We start from the raw sequence: 17,216 nt of genomic DNA, 5'->3' as shown, positions 1-17,216 counted from the left end.
CTGGTACCGCAAACACATCGGCGCCGACCGAACCCCCGTCGTGGACACCTGGTGGCAGACCGAGACCGGCGCCATGATGATCTCCCCCCTCCCCGGCGTCACCGACGCCAAACCCGGCTCCGCCCAACGCCCCCTGCCCGGCATCAGCGCCACCGTCGTCGACGACGACGCCCGCGAGGTCCCCGACGGCGCGGGCGGCTACCTCGTCCTCACCGAACCCTGGCCCTCCATGCTCCGCACCATCTGGGGCGACGACCAGCGCTTCAAAGACACCTACTGGTCCCGCTTCGAAGGCAAGTACTTCGCCGGAGACGGCGCCAAGAAAGACCAGGACGGCGACATCTGGCTCCTGGGCCGCGTCGACGACGTCATGCTCGTCTCCGGCCACAACATCTCCACCACCGAGGTCGAATCCGCCCTCGTCTCCCACCCCGCCGTCGCCGAAGCCGCCGTCGTCGGCGCCGCCGACGAGACCGGCCGCGTCGACGACGTCATGCTCGTCTCCGGCCACAACATCTCCACCACCGAGGTCGAATCCGCCCTCGTCTCCCACCCCGCCGTCGCCGAAGCCGCCGTCGTCGGCGCCGCCGACGAGACCACCGGCCAGGCCATCGTCGCCTTCGTCATCCTGCGCGCCACCGCCTCCGCCGACGACGACACCCTCACCGCCAAACTCCGCGACCACGTCGGCGCCACCCTCGGCCCCATCGCCAAACCCAAACGAATCCTCCCCGTCGCCGAACTCCCCAAGACCCGCTCCGGCAAGATCATGCGCCGCCTCCTGCGCGACGTCGCCGAAAACCGCCAACTCGGAGACGTCACCACCCTCACCGACTCCAGCGTCATGGACCTCATCCAGTCCAAACTCCCCACCACCCCCACCGAGGACTGATCCCGCACGACGGTGCGCGACGTCGCCGAAAACCGCCAACTCGGAGACGTCACCACCCTCACCGACTCCAGCGTCATGGACCTCATCCAGTCCAAACTCCCCACCACCCCCACCGAGGACTGATCCCGCACGACGGCATCCGCGCACCCCCTAGGGTCTTGGTGTGCCGACGTACAGCATTGGGCAGGCCGCGCGCCTGCTGGGGGTGAGTCCGGAGACCGTGCGCCGATGGGCGGACGGCGGACGGTTGCCGATGGACCGGGACAGTTCGGGGAACCGGTCGGTCGACGGGGCCGGGCTGGCCCGGTTCGCGGCGGAGCGCGCGGCGGGTGACCTGCGCGGCGCCCCCGAGGACGCGCCGCCCACCTCCGTGCGCAACGCGTTCACCGGCATCGTCACCGCGCTGGCCGTGGACGAGGTGGCGGCCCGTGTGGAGGTCCAGTCCGGGCCGCACACCCTGGTCTCGCTCGTGACCCGCGAGGCCGTCGAGGAGTTGGGGCTCGCGGTCGGCATCACGGTCACCGCGCGCGTGAAGTCGACGAATGTCCATGTCGATCGCCGGTGACGCCCAGGGCGCTCCGGCACAGCAGGGCGGCCCACAGGTCGAGGCGGTCGGTGAGGCGGGACAGATCGCGGCCGGTGAGGCGCTCGATGCGGCCGACGCGGTAGTGGACGGTGTTGACGTGCAGATGCAGGGCCTCGGCGGTGCGGGCCCAGGAGCCGTCGCAGGCGAGGAAGGTCGTCAAGGTCTCCAGCAGCGGTGTGGCGGAGGTGCCGCGGATGTCGAGCAGTGGTCCGAGGACGGAGCGGGTGTACGCGGCGCGGACCGGTGCCGGGACGCCGGTCAGCAGGGCTTCGAGGCTGGTGAGCGTCGTGGCGTCGGTGAGGAGTGACGCGTCCGGCGCGGTGCTGCGCGCGGAGGCCAGGGCGTAGCGGGCCTCGGCCAGCGCCCTGGGCAGATCCTGGAGGCCCCGCGCCGGGGATCCGGTTCCGCCGTGCAGCGGCACGGTCCGCTCGCACGCGGCGACCCGCGGCCACACCGCGCCGATCCCGGAGGTCGTGACGGTCCCCGCGGTGGCTTCGGGCACGACGGCGAAGACGGTGCCGTCCGGCAGCCGCCCGACCGCCGCCCCCTCGGTCCCCGCACCGGCGAGCACCTCCGCAAGCGCGCCCTCCGCCAGGCCCGCCCCCGGTGCGCCGGTGGCGGCGGCCAGCACCCGGTACGACGCTCTTCCGATCTGGCCCGCAGCGCGCCCTCGACGCCGACCGCGTCGGCCCCGTCCGCGGCGAGCAGCGCCCCGAGTGCACCGGCCGCCCGGCGAGCGGTGGCCCGGAGCTGGGCCCGTGCCGCCTGGCTGCGGCCGAGGAGCGCGGCGACCTCGTGCAGCAGGCGGGGCGGCGCGGCGGCGGGGTCGGGCAGATGGAGGTACCAGCGCTCGTAGGGGGAAACGGCATCCGCGTCGACGGGGACCGTCACGCCACCGCTGTCCGCGAGGATCCGGGCGGCCTCGGGCGCGGGCAGGACGTCCGCGCCCGCGGTCACCGCGACGGTACGACCGGCGGCGGTGAGGACATGGGCGGCGGCCCCGTCCGCGAGATGGGCGAAGGCGGTCGCGACGATCTCCTGCGGCCCGGCGTCCCGGGCCACGAGCCGGCTGAGGCGCCCGCGCACGTACTCCGGCAGCGCGTGGTGCCGGCTCAGTTCGCCCCACTGCTGGAGATAGACCGTCTCGGTGACGGCCCGGAACATCACATGGGCCGGGACACCGGCCACCGGGATGCCGTGCCGTGAGCATGCCTCGATCAGCTCGTCGGGGACCGAGCCGTGGGTCTCCTCCCCCGCCAGCAGCACGGCGGCGTCGGCGTCCCGCAGCGCGGAGACGAAACGCTCGGCCTTGGCCCGGCCGGCCTCCGGCGTCCACCACACCAGTCCGCTGAGCACGGCCTCGCCCGGCCGGACGAAGCGCGCGGGGTCCTCCAGATCGGTGACGGTCACCCCGTTGATCTCCCGCCGCAGCAGCGCGCCCTCGGCCCACAGCAGACGCAGGCCGAGAGACTCGTCCCCGAGGAGGTGTTCGACGTGCATATGTGCGCTGGCTCCCTGTGCGGCAGCCGAGCACGGGGCGCGTGCCCGGCATCTCACATTCACCAGGTGGATGCGAGTCATCGCATCGTAAATGCCAGATCAGACGGGCGGAATGCCTCTTGGTTGATCCTCCATGGATCGGCCCGGAAAAGTCCGCGTTTCCGTGTGGTGAACCAGTCGTCCGGGCCCTGGTCGGATTGCTTCACTGACGGCCATGGACCTGAACACGGTGGTCGAGGTGCGGGACGCCCGCGATCGCGCGCCCTGGCGGCCGGGTGACGCCTGGCTGGGCGGCGGCACGTATCTCTTCTCCGAGCCCCAGCCGCGGCTGCGGCGCCTGGTGGACCTGAGCCGGACCGGCTGGACACCGGTGGAACTACGCCCGGACGGCTCGTTGGAGATCGCCGCCACCTGCACCGTCGCCCAGCTGTCCCGCTTCGGCAAGGAGCTGCCGGACCGGGCGGCGCCGCTGTTCGAGCAGTGCTGCCGGGCCTTCCTGGCCTCCTTCAAGATCTGGAACATGGCCACCGTCGGCGGCAACCTCTGCAACGCCCTCCCGGCCGGGCCGATGATCTCCCTCACCACCGCGCTGGACGGCCGATGCCTGCTGCTGGCCCAGGACGGCGCCCGCCGCCGGGTGCGCGTCGCCGACTTCGTCACCGGCGCGGGCCGCAAGGACCTCGCCGAGGGCGAGCTGCTGCGGTCCGTCACGCTGCCGGCCCGCGCCCTGTCCTGCCGTACGGCGTTCCGGCAGGCGTCGCTGTACGGGCTGGGCCGCTCCGGGGTGCTGGTCATCGGCGCGCTGGACCCGGTCGACGGCTCCCTCGCGATCACGGTCACCGCGTCGACCGTCCGGCCGGTGCGGCTCTGGTTCCCGCTGCCCCCGTCCGCCGGGGCGCTGCGGGCGGCCATCGGCTCGGCCGTCGCGGACGGCGAGTGGTTCGACGACATCCACGGGCTGCCCGAGTGGCGGCGCCATATGACCGTGCGGTTCGCGGAGGAGATCCGCGAGGAGGTGACCGGGTGAACATCGAGGTCAACGGCCGCTCCCACGAGGAGGAGCCGCGCCCCGGCCAGTGCCTGCGCACCTATCTGCGCGAACGCGGCTGGTTCGGTGTGAAGAAGGGCTGCGACGCCGGGGACTGCGGTGCGTGCACGGTCCATGTCGACGGCGAGCCCGTCCACAGCTGCCTCTACCCGGCCTTCCGCGCCGACGGCCGATCGGTCACCACCGTGGAGGGTTTGGCCCCGGCGGACGGTGAACTCCACCCCGTACAGCGGAAGTTCCTCGACGCCCAGGGCTTCCAATGCGGATTCTGCACCGCCGGGTACCTGATGACCACGGCCGCTCTGGACGAGGACCAACTCGCCGACCTGCCCAGGGCGTTCAAGGGCAATCTGTGCCGCTGCACCGGCTACCGGGCCATCGAGGACGCCGTTCGCGGGGTCAGGCACTTGGAGGCTCCCGGCGCGGGCGAGTCCGTCGGCCGCAACCTGCCCGCCCCGGCCGGGCCCCAGGTCGTCACCGGCACCGCCCGCTACACCTTCGACATCGACGTCCCCGGCCTGCTGCACATGAAGCTGCTGCGCTCCCCGCACGCCCACGCCCGCATCACCGCGATCGACCCGGCCGCCGCCCTGCGCGTCCCCGGCGTCCACGCCGTACTCACCCATGAGGACGCCCCTGGACGGCACTTCTCCACCGCCCGCCACGAACACCCCGAGGAGGACCCGGACGACACCCGCGTCCTCGACGACACCGTCCGCCACATCGGTCAGCGCGTCGCCGCCGTGGTGGCGGACAGCGAGGCCGCCGCCGAGGAGGGCTGCCGACGGATCGAGGTCAGGTACGAGGTGCTGCCCGCCGTCCTCGATCCGGAGGAGGCGATGCGGCCGGGCGCCCCGGTCGTCCACGACAAGGACGCGGCGCGGGCCCGGATCGCCCGCCCCCGCGACAACGTGGTCGGCGAGGCGCACGGCGAGATCGGCAACGTCGAGGCGGGCTTCGCCGCGGCCGACACCGTGTATGAGGAGACCTTCCGCACCCAGCGGGTGCAGCACGCCAGCCTGGAGACGCACGGCGCGGTGGCCTGGCTCGACGAGGACGGCCGGCTGAACGTCCGGTCCAGCACCCAGACCCCCTTCCTGACCCGCCGCGCCCTGTGCGCCCTCTACGACCTCCCGCACGACAGGGTCCGGGTCGTGGCGGGCCGGGTCGGCGGCGGGTTCGGCGGCAAACAGGAGATGCTCGTCGAGGACATCGTCGCGCTGGCGGTGCTGCGGCTGCGGCGTCCGGTGAAGCTGGAGTACACCCGCGCCGAGCAGTTCTACGGCGCCACCACCCGGCACCCCTTCACCATCGGCGTCAAGGTCGGGGCCCGGCGCGACGGCACCCTCACCGCGCTCCAGTTGAGGGTGGTCTCGAACACGGGCGCGTACGGCAACCACGGCCCGGCGGTGATGTTCCACGGCATCGGCGAGTCCACGGCCGTCTACCGCGCCCCGCACAAGAAGGTCGACGCCTACGCCGTCTACACGCACACCGTCCCGGCCGGCGCCTTCCGCGGCTACGGCCTCGGCCAGGTCATGTTCGCCGTCGAGTCCGCGCTGGACGAACTCGCCCGCCGACTCGGCCTGGATCCCCTGGAGTTCAAGGCGCGCAACATCATCGGACCCGGCGAGCCGATGCGCACCCCGGGCGGCCACGAGGAGGACCTGCACATCGCCAGCTACGGCCTCGACCAGTGTCTGGGCATCGTCCGCCGGGCCCGGACGGAACCCGGGGGCGATCCCGCGCCCGAGGGCTGGCTGGTCGGCGAGGGCGCGGCCCTGGCGATGATCGCCACGGGCCCGCCGGGCGGCCATTTCGCGGACGCCCGCGCGGCCCTGCTGCCGGACGGAGCCTTCGATCTCGCCGTCGGCACCGCCGAGTTCGGCAACGGCACCACCACCGTGCACCGGCAGATCGCGGCCGGGGAACTGGCCACCACCGTCGAGCGGATCACCGTCCGGCAGTCCGACACGGACGTCGTACGCCATGACACCGGCGCCTTCGCCTCGACCGGTGTGGTGGTCGCGGGCAAGGCCACCCTGCGTGCCGCCCGCGCCCTCGCCGACATGCTCCTCGACTTCACCGCCGCCCATCTCGGCGTGCCGCGCGCCGACTGCCGCCTGGCGGAGGAGGCCGTGCTGCACCCGGGCGGACGGCTGCCGCTCAAGGAGCTGTACGCGACCGCCCGCGCGGTCGGCGTCGAGTTCGCCGCGGACGGCCACTTCGGCGGCACCCCGCGCTCGGTCGCCTTCAACGCCCAGTGGTTCCGGCTGGCCGTGGACCCCGGCACGGGTGAGATCCGGATCCTGCGCAGTGTGCACGCGGCCGACGCGGGCAAGGTCATGAACCCGATGCAGTGCCGGGGCCAGGTGGAGGGCGGGGTCGCGCAGGCGCTCGGGGCCACGCTCTTCGAGAACGTCCGGGTCGACGGGCGCGGTGCGGTCGAGACGGCCGCGTTCCGCCGGTACCGGCTCCCCCAGTACGCCGATGTCCCGCGTACCGAGGTTCACTTCATGGAGACCGCGGACGCCATCGGCCCGCTCGGCGCCAAGTCCATGAGCGAGAGCCCCTTCAACCCGGTCGCCCCCGCCTTCGCGAACGCGCTGCGCGACGCGACCGGCGTCCGCTTCACCGAACTCCCGCTGACCCGCGACCGGGTGTGGCTCGCCCTGCACCGGGCCGGGGTGCCGGATCAGCCGAGGGTGAGCAGCTCCTCGTAGAGGCCGCCGGGGCTTCGTCGTGTCCGCCCGCCCACACGGCAGGGGTCCGCTGGGCCCAGGGGGCGGCCTGTTCCAGCTGCCCGGCGAGGCGGAAGAGGACGTCCTCGCGGCCGTACCCCGCGGCGAACTGGATGCCGATGGGGAGTCCGGTGGCGGGGTCCGTCTCCAGGGGGACGGACATGGCCGGGGTGCCCGCGATGTTGAAGGCGGCGGTGAACGGCGAGCGGTGGAAGACCTGTTCGAGCCAGCCGAGCCCGTCGAGGCCCTCGGCGTTCTCGGCGTACGTGCCCAAGGGGACCGGCAGTTCGGGCAGGGTCGGGGTGAGCAGCAGGTCGTACTCCGTGAAGTAGCGGCCGATCGCGCGCGCGACGCTGTTGCGCATCGCGAGCGCGTCGACGAACTCGGCGCCGCTGACCCGCCGTCCGTAGACGTAACTGGCGAGCGTCTCGGGTTCGAGGGTGCTGAGGTCGACGGGCCGTTCGAAGGCGGTGGCGAAGCCGTCGATCCAGGTCACCAGATTGGTGCTCCAGAGACGGGCGTTGGCCACGACGAACTCCGGCCAGCCGATGCCCAGTTCGACCTGGACCTCGTCCACCCGGTGCCCCAGGGACTCGGCGAGCCGGGCGGCGCGGAGCGCGGCGTCCAGGACGGTGGCGTCGATGTCCCGGCCGCCCCAGGGCCGGGTGAGGAGACCGATCCGCAGCCTGCCCGGGGAACGGGTGATCTCCCGCGTGTACGGCCGCTCGGGCCGCGGGGCGGCGTAGGGGTCGCCGGCCTCGGGGCCATGGACGAGGTCGAGCAGCGCGGCGCTGTCGCGCACCGAGCGGCTGAGGAAGCCGTGCACGGCGAGCCCGTTGAAGACCTCGTCCGTGTCCGGCCCCATGGAGATCCGGCCGCGGGTCGGCTTCAGCCCGAACAGGCCGTTGGCGGCGGCGGGGACCCGGACGGAGCCCGCCGCGTCGGTGGCGTGCGCGATCGGGACGACGCCCGCGGCGACCGCCGCTCCCGAGCCGCCGCTGGAGCCGCCGGGGCTGCGGGTCGGGTCCCAGGGGTTACGGGTGGCGCCGTACAGGACGCCTTCCGTGGTGGTGCTGTACGCGAACTCCGGCGTCGCCGTGCGGCCGAGCGTCACCAGCCCGGCGCGACGCAGGCGCGCCATGAGTGACGAGTCGGCCCCGGCGACGTTTCCGGCGGCGATACGACTGCCCAGCTCCACCCGCTTGCCGGCCATCGCGACGGCGAGGTCCTTGATCAGGAACGGCACCCCCGCCAGCGGCGTACTGCCCGCGGCCGGTATGTCCTGCGCGGGCCAGGTCTCCACGACCGCGTTGAGCCGCGGATGCACCGCGTCGGACGCCGCCTGGGCGGTCGCGGCGAGTTCCGCGGCGGTCACCTGGCCGCGAGCCACCAGGTCGGCCAGGCCGACGCCGTCGTAGCTGACGTACTCGGAGAGCTTCATGTTCGTCCCTTCGGGAACAGCGGTACCGATCAGTCCCGCACGATACCGCTCGGTATCGTGCGGGACTGATCGGTACCGTAGCATTGAGACGGGGCGGCGCGACGCTCCACCGGAACCGACGAGGGGCCGTACGGCGAACATGGACAGAGTCAGCAGGCAGAGCAGGGTGGCCACGCTGCCCCCGCGGGAGCGGATCCTCGACGCGGCGGAGGAACTGTTCTCCCGCGAGGGGATCAAAGCCGTGGGCGTCCAGGCGATCGCCGACCGGGCGAAGACCACCAAGATGGCGCTGTACCGGCACTTCGCGACCAAGGACGCGCTGGTCGAGGAGTGGCTGCGCATCGTCGCGGCCGACTACATCGCCGTGTTCGACCGGCTGGCGGCCGCGCACCCGGACGAGCCCCGGGAGCAGATCCTGGGCATGGCCCGGTTCATCGCCGACGGGCTTCCCGAGATCTCGCACCGGGGGTGTCCGTTCATCAACTCCCTCGCGGAACTGCCGGACCGCGCCCACCCGGCACGGCGGCTGATCGAGGCCCACAAGTCCGGCCAGTTGCACCGGCTCACCGACCTGTGCGCCCGGGCCGGGCTGCCCGAGCCGGACGAGGCGGCGGCGGAGATCACCTTCGTCCTCGAAGGGGCCCAGGTGAGCGCCCAGAACGGCAGCGTCGAGCGCGCGGGGGAACGGCTCATGAGGATCGTCGAGGCCGTCCTGGACCGCCACTCGGCCCCCACGACCGCCCCGTGAGGGGCCAGGCGTTGCCGGCGTTGTCGGCCTTCGAGAGCGTTGCGGAGCAACACCGCGGCAACAACTGTCCCGCCAACCCCCCTGACCTGCCCGCGACTTGATGTCATGCGGCGACAACACCCGTGCAACAGGCCCTCGTTGGAGCCCGCGCCATCGAATCGTGGGCCGCAACGCCCCTCGCTTCCTCCATCCTGGTTCGGACGAATGGAGGACTCGATGGACCCGGACCCCCTGCTGCCGCCGAGACGAACGGCGCCCCTTCTGCCCGCCGGTGCGGCGAGAGGCGGAACGACGGCCGCGGGGGCGCACCATGGGTGAATTACGGCCTCTGGGAGACGACCTCAACGCGGCTTCCCGGGCGCTGGCCGAGGCGCTGCGCGAGTTGTTCGAGAGCCTTCATGTGTCCGTCCGCCGGTACGCGGCCCGCCGCGGACTCGACCCCGGCACCGTCTCCCGCTACCTCAACGGCACCCGGCTGCCCCCGTGGGGGGTGATCAACGATCTCTTCACCGATGTCGCCGAGCATCGTGGCACCGCCGTCACCACCGAGGCCATCGAGCTGGTGCGGGGCCTGTACGGATCGGCCGTGGACGCCGCCTCCTCACCGAAGCACGCGGTGGAGATCCTGGAGCGGCAGCTGGCCGACGCCGACCATGTCTCCCGGCGGTCCAGCGTCCGCGGCGACGTCCTCGGCGACGCGCTGCTGGACCGGACGCAGCGCATCGCCGACCTGGAGACGCGGCTCAACCAGCTGGAGGCCGACCGCATCGCGGAGCGGAAACGGGCGGACGAACTCGCCGAGGCGCATCCGGACGTGTACGGCCTCATCCAGGAGCGCGACGAGCTCCAGCTGGAGGTCCAGCGGCTCGGAGCGGCCCTCCAGGAGGCACAGGCCCAGCGTGCCGCGGCGGAGGGCCGCTGCGAACTGCTCGAACGCCAGCTGGAGGCCGTCGAACAGTCCGCGCCCGCCCCGCTGCCGCCAGGGCGTCAGGACATGCCCAAGATCCTCATCGTCGACGATCAGCCGGACAACCTGCTGGCGATGACCGCGGTGCTGGCGACGCTCGAACAGGAACTCGTCACCGTCTCCTCCGGCCGGGAAGCCCTCAAGGCCCTCCTCGACCACGACGACTTCGCCGTCATCATCATGGATGTCCAGATGCCGGAGATGGACGGCTACGAGACGTGCGCCCACATCAAGCGCCGCTCAAGAACCCGGGACATCCCCATCATCTTCCTGACCGCGATGGGCCTCGGCTCCGAACACTCCGCACGCGGCTACGCCGCCGGCGCCGTCGACTACATCAGCAAACCCTTCGACCCCTGGGCCCTGCGCGCCAAGGTCGCGGTGTTCACGTCCATCCATCTGGAGCGGCACAACCGATAGACGTCAGCGGGGTCAGAGGGTCCGGCCGGTACAGCGCCTCGGACAACGGCGGACCGCCCCTCGCGGCTACGGACCGACGGGCCCGCGGTTCAGCGCGTCCGCGGGCGGTACTTGGGATTCCTGGCCGCACCCGCAGACCGACAGCCCTTCACAGCACGGCCCTTCACACACGAGACGCACGCGTAGTGCGGCTTGCGGTAGGTCATGGCGTAGCAGCACACTGGCGCACCGTACCGAGCAGTCCCGCAAGCGGGCCACCCGATGCAAGCGGCCGGCCGTCCGCCATCAGAAACGATGTCTAAGCACCTGTCTCCGTCTCATTGATGAACCAGGTAGTGGGCTCCCACGGAGGCGACGGCGCAGTCGCCTCCCGAGCAGGATCGTCGTCTCGGATCATGCCTTCTGCCAGCACGAGGTCTGCCAGCAGAGGCAGGTGCTCCGGCGCCACACCGGCGATCTCCGCATGCATCTGCTCCCATGGGCCGCAGCTCAGCGCCTCGGTCAGGACAAGGCGCCCCTGCGGGCAGGGCCCGAGTGCCTGGGCGATCGCCGCGATCGCCTTGCTGCGGTGCTCGGGCGCGGTGAGGGCGTCCGCCAAGGCGCGGGCCGCATCGCGGGCGCCGGCTCGGCAGAGCGCCTTGACGACCGCCGGTGTGGCCGCCTCGCGCCGGGCAGGGTGGCTGATCTCCTCCAGCAGCGCGGTGGCACGCGCGATGTCCCCCGTGGCGGCGACGCCCGCCGCGAGGTAGCCGATGGCGTGCTCGTCTCCTCCCCAATCGGTGACCCCCTCTGCTGTGGTCAGATCGCCCACGGCCACGAGCCTTTCCACAAGAGCGGCGAGCATCTCGTCCACCGCGTCCTCCGGCAGGCAGCCTTCCAGCTCGAGCACCGCGTCGATATCGTCCGCCGCGAGGAGCGCACCCGCGGCGGCGTACATGTCCCAGCGCCGCTGGTAGGAGCTGTCGGCGGTGGCGGCCAGGGCCAGTATCTCCTGAGCCACCTCTGCCGCTTGGTCTGGTTTCCCGATGCGGCCGAATACCTCGGCCACCTGCCGCAGGCCCTCGGCGTGCTCGGCGTGATCTGCCAGGACCCGGCTCTCCTGGATTACACGGCGCAGGAGTTCGTCCCCCTCCGCGGAGCGACCTGTGCGGTGCAAGCCCTCGGCCACCTCCGCGAGGCCGACGACGCGTGCGTAACTGTCGGACGTGTCGGCGGCCTGTTCGGCGCGGTGGATGAGACGGGCCGCAGCACCTCGCTGTCCAGACCGGTCGACTGCGACAGCCGCGTTGATGAGGGCACGCACCCCGGGCCCCCGGCCTCTCCGCAGCATGTTCGTCGCCCGCTTGACCACGGCGTGGGCATGTTTCTCCTGGCCCGCCCGCAGCAGGAAGTCGGCGGTGTCGGTTGACAGCGCCACCCGCCAGTGGAGGTACGGCACCTTGTCGGTGGCCTCACCGGCCTGCTGAGCCAGGTGCAGCGTCCGCACCGGGTCATAGGAGTTTGTCGTCATCTTGCCGACGGCGTTGAGGACGCGCGCCCGGTAGATGGGTTCCGTGATCCGCTCGGCCAGCTCCAGGGCCCGGTCGGGGTTACCGGTCTCCGCGGCCGCGATGCCCATTTCGACCAGCCCGTCCTCCGGATCGTTCAGGCAGCGGCTGACCAAGTCGATCGCCTCTTGCCGGTGTCCTGTCGCCTCCAGGCCGGCGGCGACGTGGGGGTAGACCCAGTCATCGCCGACGAAGTCGTCGACGTCCGCCACCAGCCGGGCCGACGTCACGGCGAACTCGGCGGCCTGCGCGGCGAGACCGGGTGCCATGGACATCCCTCGGGCGAACAGGGCGAGGGACTGCGCACGCCGAACCGTGGCACCGGAGTCGACCGAACGGGACACGACGCGCTCCGCCAGCGCCAAGGCCCGGGGATGCTCGCCGAGCCGTGAGAGCGCGGCGGCCAGCGAGGCGCCCAGGACGCTCTGGGAGACGGTGTTGGGCACCGCCATGACCGCGTCGACGGCTTCCAGCGCCCGGGAATCCGCATCAGTATCCCGGACCCCGGCCTCCTCCTGAGCCGTCGCGGCGTTCCCCGTGACTGCGGCCAGGGCACCGACGGCCGCGACGAGAGCTTCCGCCCTGCGCTCCGGGTCGCTGATGTGGGCGGCCATCTGCAGGGCCTCAGATGGCCGCCCACAGTCCGCAAAGCCCTTGGCGATCGCCGTGCCGAAGTGGTCCCGGGCTTCGGGGTCGGCCGCTCTGCTCAGGAGAGCGGCCGCCTGATCCGGGCGCACGGCGGCCAGGGCGCCGGCGATGGCGCTCAGGGCGACTGTCCTGTCCCGCGCGTCTCGCTGCGACTCGGCTAGCTGAACGGCCCGTGCCGGGTGCCCGCACCGGGCCCACAGGGCGACGAGGCCGGGGGAAAGAGACGCTGTTCGCTCATGCAGCCCGTCCCGCGCGACGGCGAGCCGCAGCGCCATGGACACATCCTGATCGCTGTGGCGCCCGCCGTCCGCGAGCACCAGGTCGAATGCGTCCGATACCGCGCTGAGCGCCTCCAGGTCCGCCCCGGACGCCTGCCACAGCCGCTCCTGGCGCCGGGTGTCGCAAGCCAGCGCGACCAGCCTGGAAGTGTCGTGCTGTTCGCGCAGCAATCGGGTGTAGCCGCGCAGCAGGTACTCGGGGGTTTCCTCTGGCCACCCGGCATGCCGGTACGAGTCCGCCCACTGGTGCAGACGGCTGCGGTCGGCCGCCAGCTCCTGGTTCGTGGCCAATTCGGCCGCGACGCGCCGGATCTCCTCGTGCGCGAAGAGAAAGACGGGCGGACCGGCGGATGTCCAGTGCCCGAAGCGCCGACCGAAGCTGCGGCCGTTCACCGCGGACAGCTCGCGCTCGACCAGCCTCACCGGGCTTCCGGTCAGCTCCGCGAAGTCGGACGGGCTCAGTCCGCCCCCAGCCGCGACGGTCAGGGCGGCCAGCTCCCAGCCAAGGCCGCCGCCGGCCCGCAGTCGCAACAAATCCTCCTCCGCGTTCTGGCGCACCGCTCGGGCGTACGGGGACGGCTCCAACTGGTGGTCGATCCGTGTGCTCCGCAGGGGATGGTCCGCGTGTACGTCCTCCGGTACGGGAGGATGCGGACGGCCGGCGACGACGATCCGCATGCCGTGCGAGGGCACGCGGGGCAACAGCGCCGCGATGCTGTGGCCGTCAGGGCCGGCGATCACGCCTCGGTCCTCGTCCAGCCCGTCCACCACGAGCACGAGCCGCCGGCCGCGCGCCTCGCACCACTGTGCGGCGCGATCCAGCGCGAGCAACATCTGCTCGTCGCGGGTGGCGGGGGTGCTCAGCGGGTCCACCTCGCCCAGCAAGGCGTACACCTGCCGCTGGATGACCTCGCAGAACACCGCGGCGTCGTTCTGCGCGGCCATGCGGGAGGTGACGAAGAACGACACGACGTCGACGCCGGGTGGCGGATGCAGGACGAAGTGCGCCAGCAGAGCGGACTTTCCCGCCCACGCCGGGGCCACCCAGCGCCAGTAGCTGGTGCCAGGACGGTCGGCGGGGACCTCCTGCGTGCAAAAAGCGGCCATCTGGACGAGTTCGCTCTCCCGCCCTTGGAAGTCAGCGGCGACGAGGTCCTGTTCCACCTTGAGGAGATAGCCGGAGACGGCGGCGCGCCTCTCGACCATCTGCACGCAGCTGTCAATCATCACGCCGCTGTTGGCGAAGGCCCCGGCTCCCTCGGCGGTGGCTCCGCCCGACTTGCGTACTGCGGCACGCCTGCGGAAGATCATCTGATGCGCCGCTACTCCTGCCGCCGGTAACCGGTGTTCGCGCTACCGCCGTCCGCCCGCGCGTCACCGGTCTCCCTGATGGAGACCGCACCGGCGGAGGAAGGGAGGACGGCACCGGTGTTGGCGTCCCCGCCGCCGGTAGCCGTGGCACCCCCGGTCCTGGACACCTGCACCACCGCGGTCCCGGACGGGGCCAGCAGCGCGCAGACTCCGGCCCCCAGGGCGGCCACCCCGACGAGCGCGGAGACCACTCCGGCCAGTTGGTTCGCCCGGTCCCAGCTCAGCAACGACAGCACACCGGCGAAGACCGCCAGGACCAGCACCGTCGCGACCAGGACCGCACGCCGATGACGCCGCACAGGCACCCCCGCCTCCCTCACACCTCCGCCACATGCTAGGGGTTGCCGGGGATCAATACGTCGGTTTGATCGTGGTTCTGGTTTTGCCGGGGGCGAGGATCCCGGCCCCGAGCGTGAAGCCGTGGTCCCTGCGACGGCCGCCGCAGGGGCCCTTCCTCCGTGGTTCGCTCGGGCTCGGGAAGGCAATGCCCTCGGCTGCCCGACATGCGTGAGGTCGCCGAGCGCGGAGCCGGTCCGGCGGCGGGCCTCGGCCCGTGTCGGCCGCTGCCTGGGCGGGGCGTCAGATGTGGCACAGGCCCCGCTCGTAGTCGACCGTGGCGGTCTCCTTCGAGTGGGTCCACTGAGGGCTCAGCAACTGCGCGTCGAGCTGCTGGGCCGCGCCGGGGCTCTCCACGATGTACCCGAAGTCCTGCAACCACGCCGGGTAGAGGTTCTTGGATCCGATGTAGAAGGCCGAGCCGTCGACCGAGACCAGCTTGTGGTGCTGGGCGTAGGGATGCCCGTCCGCCCAGCGCGCGCTCGGGGAGCTGCGGAAGGCCGCGAGCTGGAGGTTGGCGCAGAGCGCCGCCCCGGCGCTGGTCTCGTCGCCGGTGATGCGGGCCAGTCGGTCCCGCAGCACGTCGCTGACCTCGGAGAGGGACTTGATCTGCGAGTAGCCTCCGCTGCCGACGGCGCCGCGGTTGGCGGGGTCGCTGACGACGATCCGCACCTTCACGCCGTCGGCGAGCTTGGCGGCGAGGGCGTCGTAGACCCGGGTGTCGTAGCGGGGCAGCGGCGGGCAGGTCGCGTTGAGGTCCTGCTGTGAGATCTCGATGTGCCGGGTCGCGCTGGAGATCAGCGCACGCAGGGCGCTCTCTTCGGGGTTGACCGTGTCGTAGCCGCGGTCCCCGTTGGTGTTGTCGTGCAGGCCGACCACGCACCGGGTGTCGGAGGTGGCGGGCAGGGCCGGTCGCCAGGCCGAGGCGGGGTCGGAGTCCTCCATGCCCACGCCGAGTCCGCCGACGGCGATCACCGGCACGTCACCGGTGGCCGGGACGGCGCGGGGGTTCGTGTCCCGCTCCATGGTGGCCATGCAGTCCGATCCGCCCGAGGCGGCGTACCACACGCTGGCGGCGTTGCCCTTGTTGCGGCAGGTCCAGCCCCACAGCCGGTCCAGGTAACGCCCGGCCGTCCCGGCGGCGGGGCCGCTCAGCGCGAGGTCGACGTCGCTGACCGGATGGTCGGTGTCGAGATAGTCGCCCTTCCAGTCGTTGACGCCGCCGGTGACCGCGGACTCGCCGTCCACGACCAGCAGTTTGGAGTGGTTCCACGAGAGGGCGGTCTTCGACGTGGTCATCGAGGCGACGTTCAGCGTGACGGCGTCGGCGGCCGGGCCCAGCTTGTCGCGCAGGTCGTCCCGGTACTTCGAGGGCAGCACGGTCATGTGGTAGAGCGGCGCGGCTCCGACCAGGACCCTGACCTTGAGCCGGTGCCCGGAGGCCACGGACGACTTCAGGCCCGCGACGATGGCGTCCTGGAAGGCGCCGTCCGGGAAGGGCGCCAGACTGGAGATGTCGACGGTCCGCGTCGCCCGCGAGATGTTCTCGGTCATCCTGGCCAGCAGCCGCCGGGTACCGACGCGGTCCCGGCAGCCGGCGTCACCCCAGCAGCCGGGCGTCTGGAGCAGCCAGCCCGCGGGATCGTCCGCCCCGGCGTCGAGCCGGTTGCCGGCCGTCCGCTCCCACACATCCCCTTCGAGGCCGGGCGAGACCTCGCGCAACGTGCGCTCCACGGCATCGAGATGAGGAGCCGCGGCGTCGGCGGCGACGGCGGGCGAGGCGGGCAGCACGGTCAGGGCGAGAGCGCAGATGAAGGCGGCCCGGGCCGCACGGGATAAGCGAGACGAAATGATCATCTACAGAAATTACCAGGTGAGAGGCCTCGCCCCCGGTCGGCTTCGGTGCCGTCCGCCTGGTCCCCGAAAACGATCAGGGGCGGTTTCGGATCTCTCCGAAACCGCCCCTGATCTGCGACTTTTTCAAGTCGGGACGACAGGATTTGAACCTGCGACCCCTTGACCCCCAGTCAAGTGCGCTACCAAGCTGCGCCACGTCCCGTTGCGACCACACGCGGTGTTTCGCGTGATCACGCAGGTCAACACTACCGTATGCGCGCGGGTGCCCGGTGACGTCGAGGGTCGGGTCACTTGATGAGGGCGTTGGCGACGACCACGACCAGGCCGAGGAGGGCGTCACCGAGGCCCATCAGGACGGCGGCGGGCCAGGGGCGGGCCGCCTGGCGGGCGGTGGTCAGGCCGAGGACGAAGAGGATCAGGATGTTCAGGGTGAAGGCGGGGTATTCCACGCCCTTGGCCGGCCACCATCCCCAGCCCGCGCCCGCGAGCAGGAAGACCGTCGGCACCACGGCCGCGACCAGCGGCCACTCGTTGCGCAGCGCGCGCAGGCCGTCCCAGCGGCGGTGCGGGGCGCGCTCGGCGATGTAGTGGGCGTAGCCGTGGGCCAGGGCGGAGGCGAGGGCGGTCACCAGCAGCCACAGGGCGTCGTAGCGGCGGGTCGCGGGCGTGCTGGCGCCGTAGCGGGTGAGGGCGGCGACCATCGAGCTGGCGAGGACGGAGCCGTAGACCCCGCCGAAGAGGAGCGCCTCGCGGGTGCTGTGCCCGCCGGGGCGCGGCCCGTCCTCCGCATACCCGTGGGCGTCCGCCGCGGTCGAGTCGGCCATGTCTTCCACGAT

General features: G+C 72.2%; 12 protein-coding genes, 1 tRNA gene and 3 pseudogenes. 8 read left to right on the top strand and 8 right to left on the bottom strand.

What is annotated here, in order from left to right:
* The 3 genes and pseudogenes from ACLF5H_RS21340 to ACLF5H_RS21330 form a co-directional block, all read left to right on the top strand.
* Positions 1-463 (top strand): annotated as a pseudogene (locus ACLF5H_RS21340) (AMP-binding protein); the annotation flags it as partial.
* Positions 464-892 (top strand): annotated as a pseudogene (locus ACLF5H_RS21335) (AMP-binding enzyme); the annotation flags it as partial.
* A gap of 163 nt (positions 893-1,055) precedes the next feature.
* Positions 1,056-1,457 (top strand): TOBE domain-containing protein, encoded by a 402-nt coding sequence (locus tag ACLF5H_RS21330; protein ID WP_421677600.1) that lies wholly within the window; start codon positions 1,056-1,058, stop codon positions 1,455-1,457.
* On the opposite strand, the gene ACLF5H_RS21325 is transcribed toward ACLF5H_RS21330, so the two are convergent.
* Complete coding sequence (locus tag ACLF5H_RS21325; RefSeq protein ID WP_421677599.1) at positions 1,411-2,109, bottom strand: PucR family transcriptional regulator; 699 nt, start codon at positions 2,107-2,109, stop codon at positions 1,411-1,413. The two genes, ACLF5H_RS21330 and ACLF5H_RS21325, sit on opposite strands and share 47 nt — an antisense overlap.
* Here ACLF5H_RS21325 and ACLF5H_RS21320 point away from each other — a divergent pair.
* Complete coding sequence (locus ACLF5H_RS21320) at positions 2,085-2,684, top strand: hypothetical protein (protein ID WP_421677623.1); 600 nt, start codon at positions 2,085-2,087, stop codon at positions 2,682-2,684. The two genes, ACLF5H_RS21325 and ACLF5H_RS21320, sit on opposite strands and share 25 nt — an antisense overlap.
* Here ACLF5H_RS21320 and ACLF5H_RS21315 read toward each other — a convergent pair.
* Positions 2,673-2,978, bottom strand: a pseudogene (locus ACLF5H_RS21315) (PucR family transcriptional regulator ligand-binding domain-containing protein); the annotation flags it as partial. The gene ACLF5H_RS21320 and the pseudogene ACLF5H_RS21315 overlap by 12 nt on opposite strands.
* 214 nt (positions 2,979-3,192) lie before the next feature.
* On the opposite strand from ACLF5H_RS21315, the gene ACLF5H_RS21310 reads away from it, so the two are divergent.
* Both ACLF5H_RS21310 and ACLF5H_RS21305 read left to right on the top strand, forming a co-directional pair.
* A complete protein-coding gene (locus ACLF5H_RS21310; RefSeq protein WP_421677598.1) occupies positions 3,193-4,005 on the top strand; it encodes an FAD binding domain-containing protein in 813 nt (270 codons plus the stop codon).
* Complete coding sequence (locus tag ACLF5H_RS21305) at positions 4,002-6,749, top strand: molybdopterin-dependent oxidoreductase (RefSeq protein ID WP_421677597.1); 2,748 nt, start codon at positions 4,002-4,004, stop codon at positions 6,747-6,749. The genes ACLF5H_RS21310 and ACLF5H_RS21305 overlap by 4 nt, the downstream gene beginning before the upstream one ends.
* Here the strand turns inward: ACLF5H_RS21305 and ACLF5H_RS21300 are convergent.
* The gene (locus ACLF5H_RS21300; protein ID WP_421677596.1) at positions 6,658-8,208 is read right to left on the bottom strand and encodes an amidase; all 1,551 of its coding nucleotides are present in this window, start codon (positions 8,206-8,208) and stop codon (positions 6,658-6,660) included. The two genes, ACLF5H_RS21305 and ACLF5H_RS21300, sit on opposite strands and share 92 nt — an antisense overlap.
* 139 nt (positions 8,209-8,347) lie before the next feature.
* On the opposite strand from ACLF5H_RS21300, the gene ACLF5H_RS21295 reads away from it, so the two are divergent.
* Together ACLF5H_RS21295 and ACLF5H_RS21290 are read left to right on the top strand one after the other, a co-directional pair.
* Entirely contained in the window at positions 8,348-8,956 is a 609-nt protein-coding gene (locus ACLF5H_RS21295; protein ID WP_421677595.1) for a TetR/AcrR family transcriptional regulator, read from the top strand.
* Positions 8,957-9,266: 310 nt separating this feature from the next.
* Positions 9,267-10,343 carry a response regulator gene (locus ACLF5H_RS21290; RefSeq protein WP_421677594.1) on the top strand — a complete coding sequence of 359 codons (1,077 nt, stop codon included), beginning with the start codon at positions 9,267-9,269 and terminating at the stop codon, positions 10,341-10,343.
* 298 nt (positions 10,344-10,641) lie between these two features.
* On the opposite strand, the gene ACLF5H_RS21285 is transcribed toward ACLF5H_RS21290, so the two are convergent.
* The 5 genes from ACLF5H_RS21285 to ACLF5H_RS21265 all read right to left on the bottom strand — a co-directional run bounded on the left by ACLF5H_RS21285 (position 10,642) and on the right by ACLF5H_RS21265 (position 17,204).
* Positions 10,642-14,127 (bottom strand): hypothetical protein, encoded by a 3,486-nt coding sequence (locus ACLF5H_RS21285; protein ID WP_421677593.1) that lies wholly within the window; start codon positions 14,125-14,127, stop codon positions 10,642-10,644.
* An 11-nt stretch (positions 14,128-14,138) separates the two neighbouring features.
* Positions 14,139-14,492, bottom strand: a complete 354-nt coding sequence (locus ACLF5H_RS21280; RefSeq protein WP_421677592.1) for a hypothetical protein — start codon at positions 14,490-14,492, stop codon at positions 14,139-14,141.
* 274 nt (positions 14,493-14,766) lie between these two features.
* Positions 14,767-16,380 carry a phospholipase D-like domain-containing protein gene (locus ACLF5H_RS21275; RefSeq protein WP_421677591.1) on the bottom strand — a complete coding sequence of 538 codons (1,614 nt, stop codon included), beginning with the start codon at positions 16,378-16,380 and terminating at the stop codon, positions 14,767-14,769.
* Between the two features lie 128 nt (positions 16,381-16,508).
* A tRNA-Pro gene (locus tag ACLF5H_RS21270) sits at positions 16,509-16,582 on the bottom strand.
* An 85-nt stretch (positions 16,583-16,667) separates the two neighbouring features.
* On the bottom strand, positions 16,668-17,204 hold the full coding sequence (locus ACLF5H_RS21265) for a hypothetical protein (RefSeq protein WP_421677590.1): 537 nt from the start codon (positions 17,202-17,204) through the stop codon (positions 16,668-16,670).
* Positions 17,205-17,216 lie beyond the last annotated feature (12 nt).

It is taken from the genome of Streptomyces sp. LaBMicrA B280 (genome assembly GCF_049222185.1).
GTDB classification, from domain to species: Bacteria; Actinomycetota; Actinomycetes; order Streptomycetales; family Streptomycetaceae; genus Streptomyces; species Streptomyces murinus.
This window is presented reverse-complemented; position numbering and strand designations above follow the sequence as displayed.

Excerpts from the sequence above, each read along its gene's own strand:
- ACLF5H_RS21290 (WP_421677594.1), top strand. The coding sequence starts at position 9,267 with ATGGGTGAATTACGGCCTCTGGGAGACGACCTCAACGCGGCTTCCCGG.
- ACLF5H_RS21295 (WP_421677595.1), top strand. The coding sequence starts at position 8,348 with ATGGACAGAGTCAGCAGGCAGAGCAGGGTGGCCACGCTGCCCCCGCGG.
- ACLF5H_RS21275 (WP_421677591.1), bottom strand. The coding sequence starts at position 16,380 with ATGATCATTTCGTCTCGCTTATCCCGTGCGGCCCGGGCCGCCTTCATC.
- ACLF5H_RS21285 (WP_421677593.1), bottom strand. The coding sequence starts at position 14,127 with ATGATCTTCCGCAGGCGTGCCGCAGTACGCAAGTCGGGCGGAGCCACC.
- ACLF5H_RS21300 (WP_421677596.1), bottom strand. The coding sequence starts at position 8,208 with ATGAAGCTCTCCGAGTACGTCAGCTACGACGGCGTCGGCCTGGCCGAC.
- ACLF5H_RS21265 (WP_421677590.1), bottom strand. The coding sequence starts at position 17,204 with ATGGCCGACTCGACCGCGGCGGACGCCCACGGGTATGCGGAGGACGGG.
- ACLF5H_RS21310 (WP_421677598.1), top strand. The coding sequence starts at position 3,193 with ATGGACCTGAACACGGTGGTCGAGGTGCGGGACGCCCGCGATCGCGCG.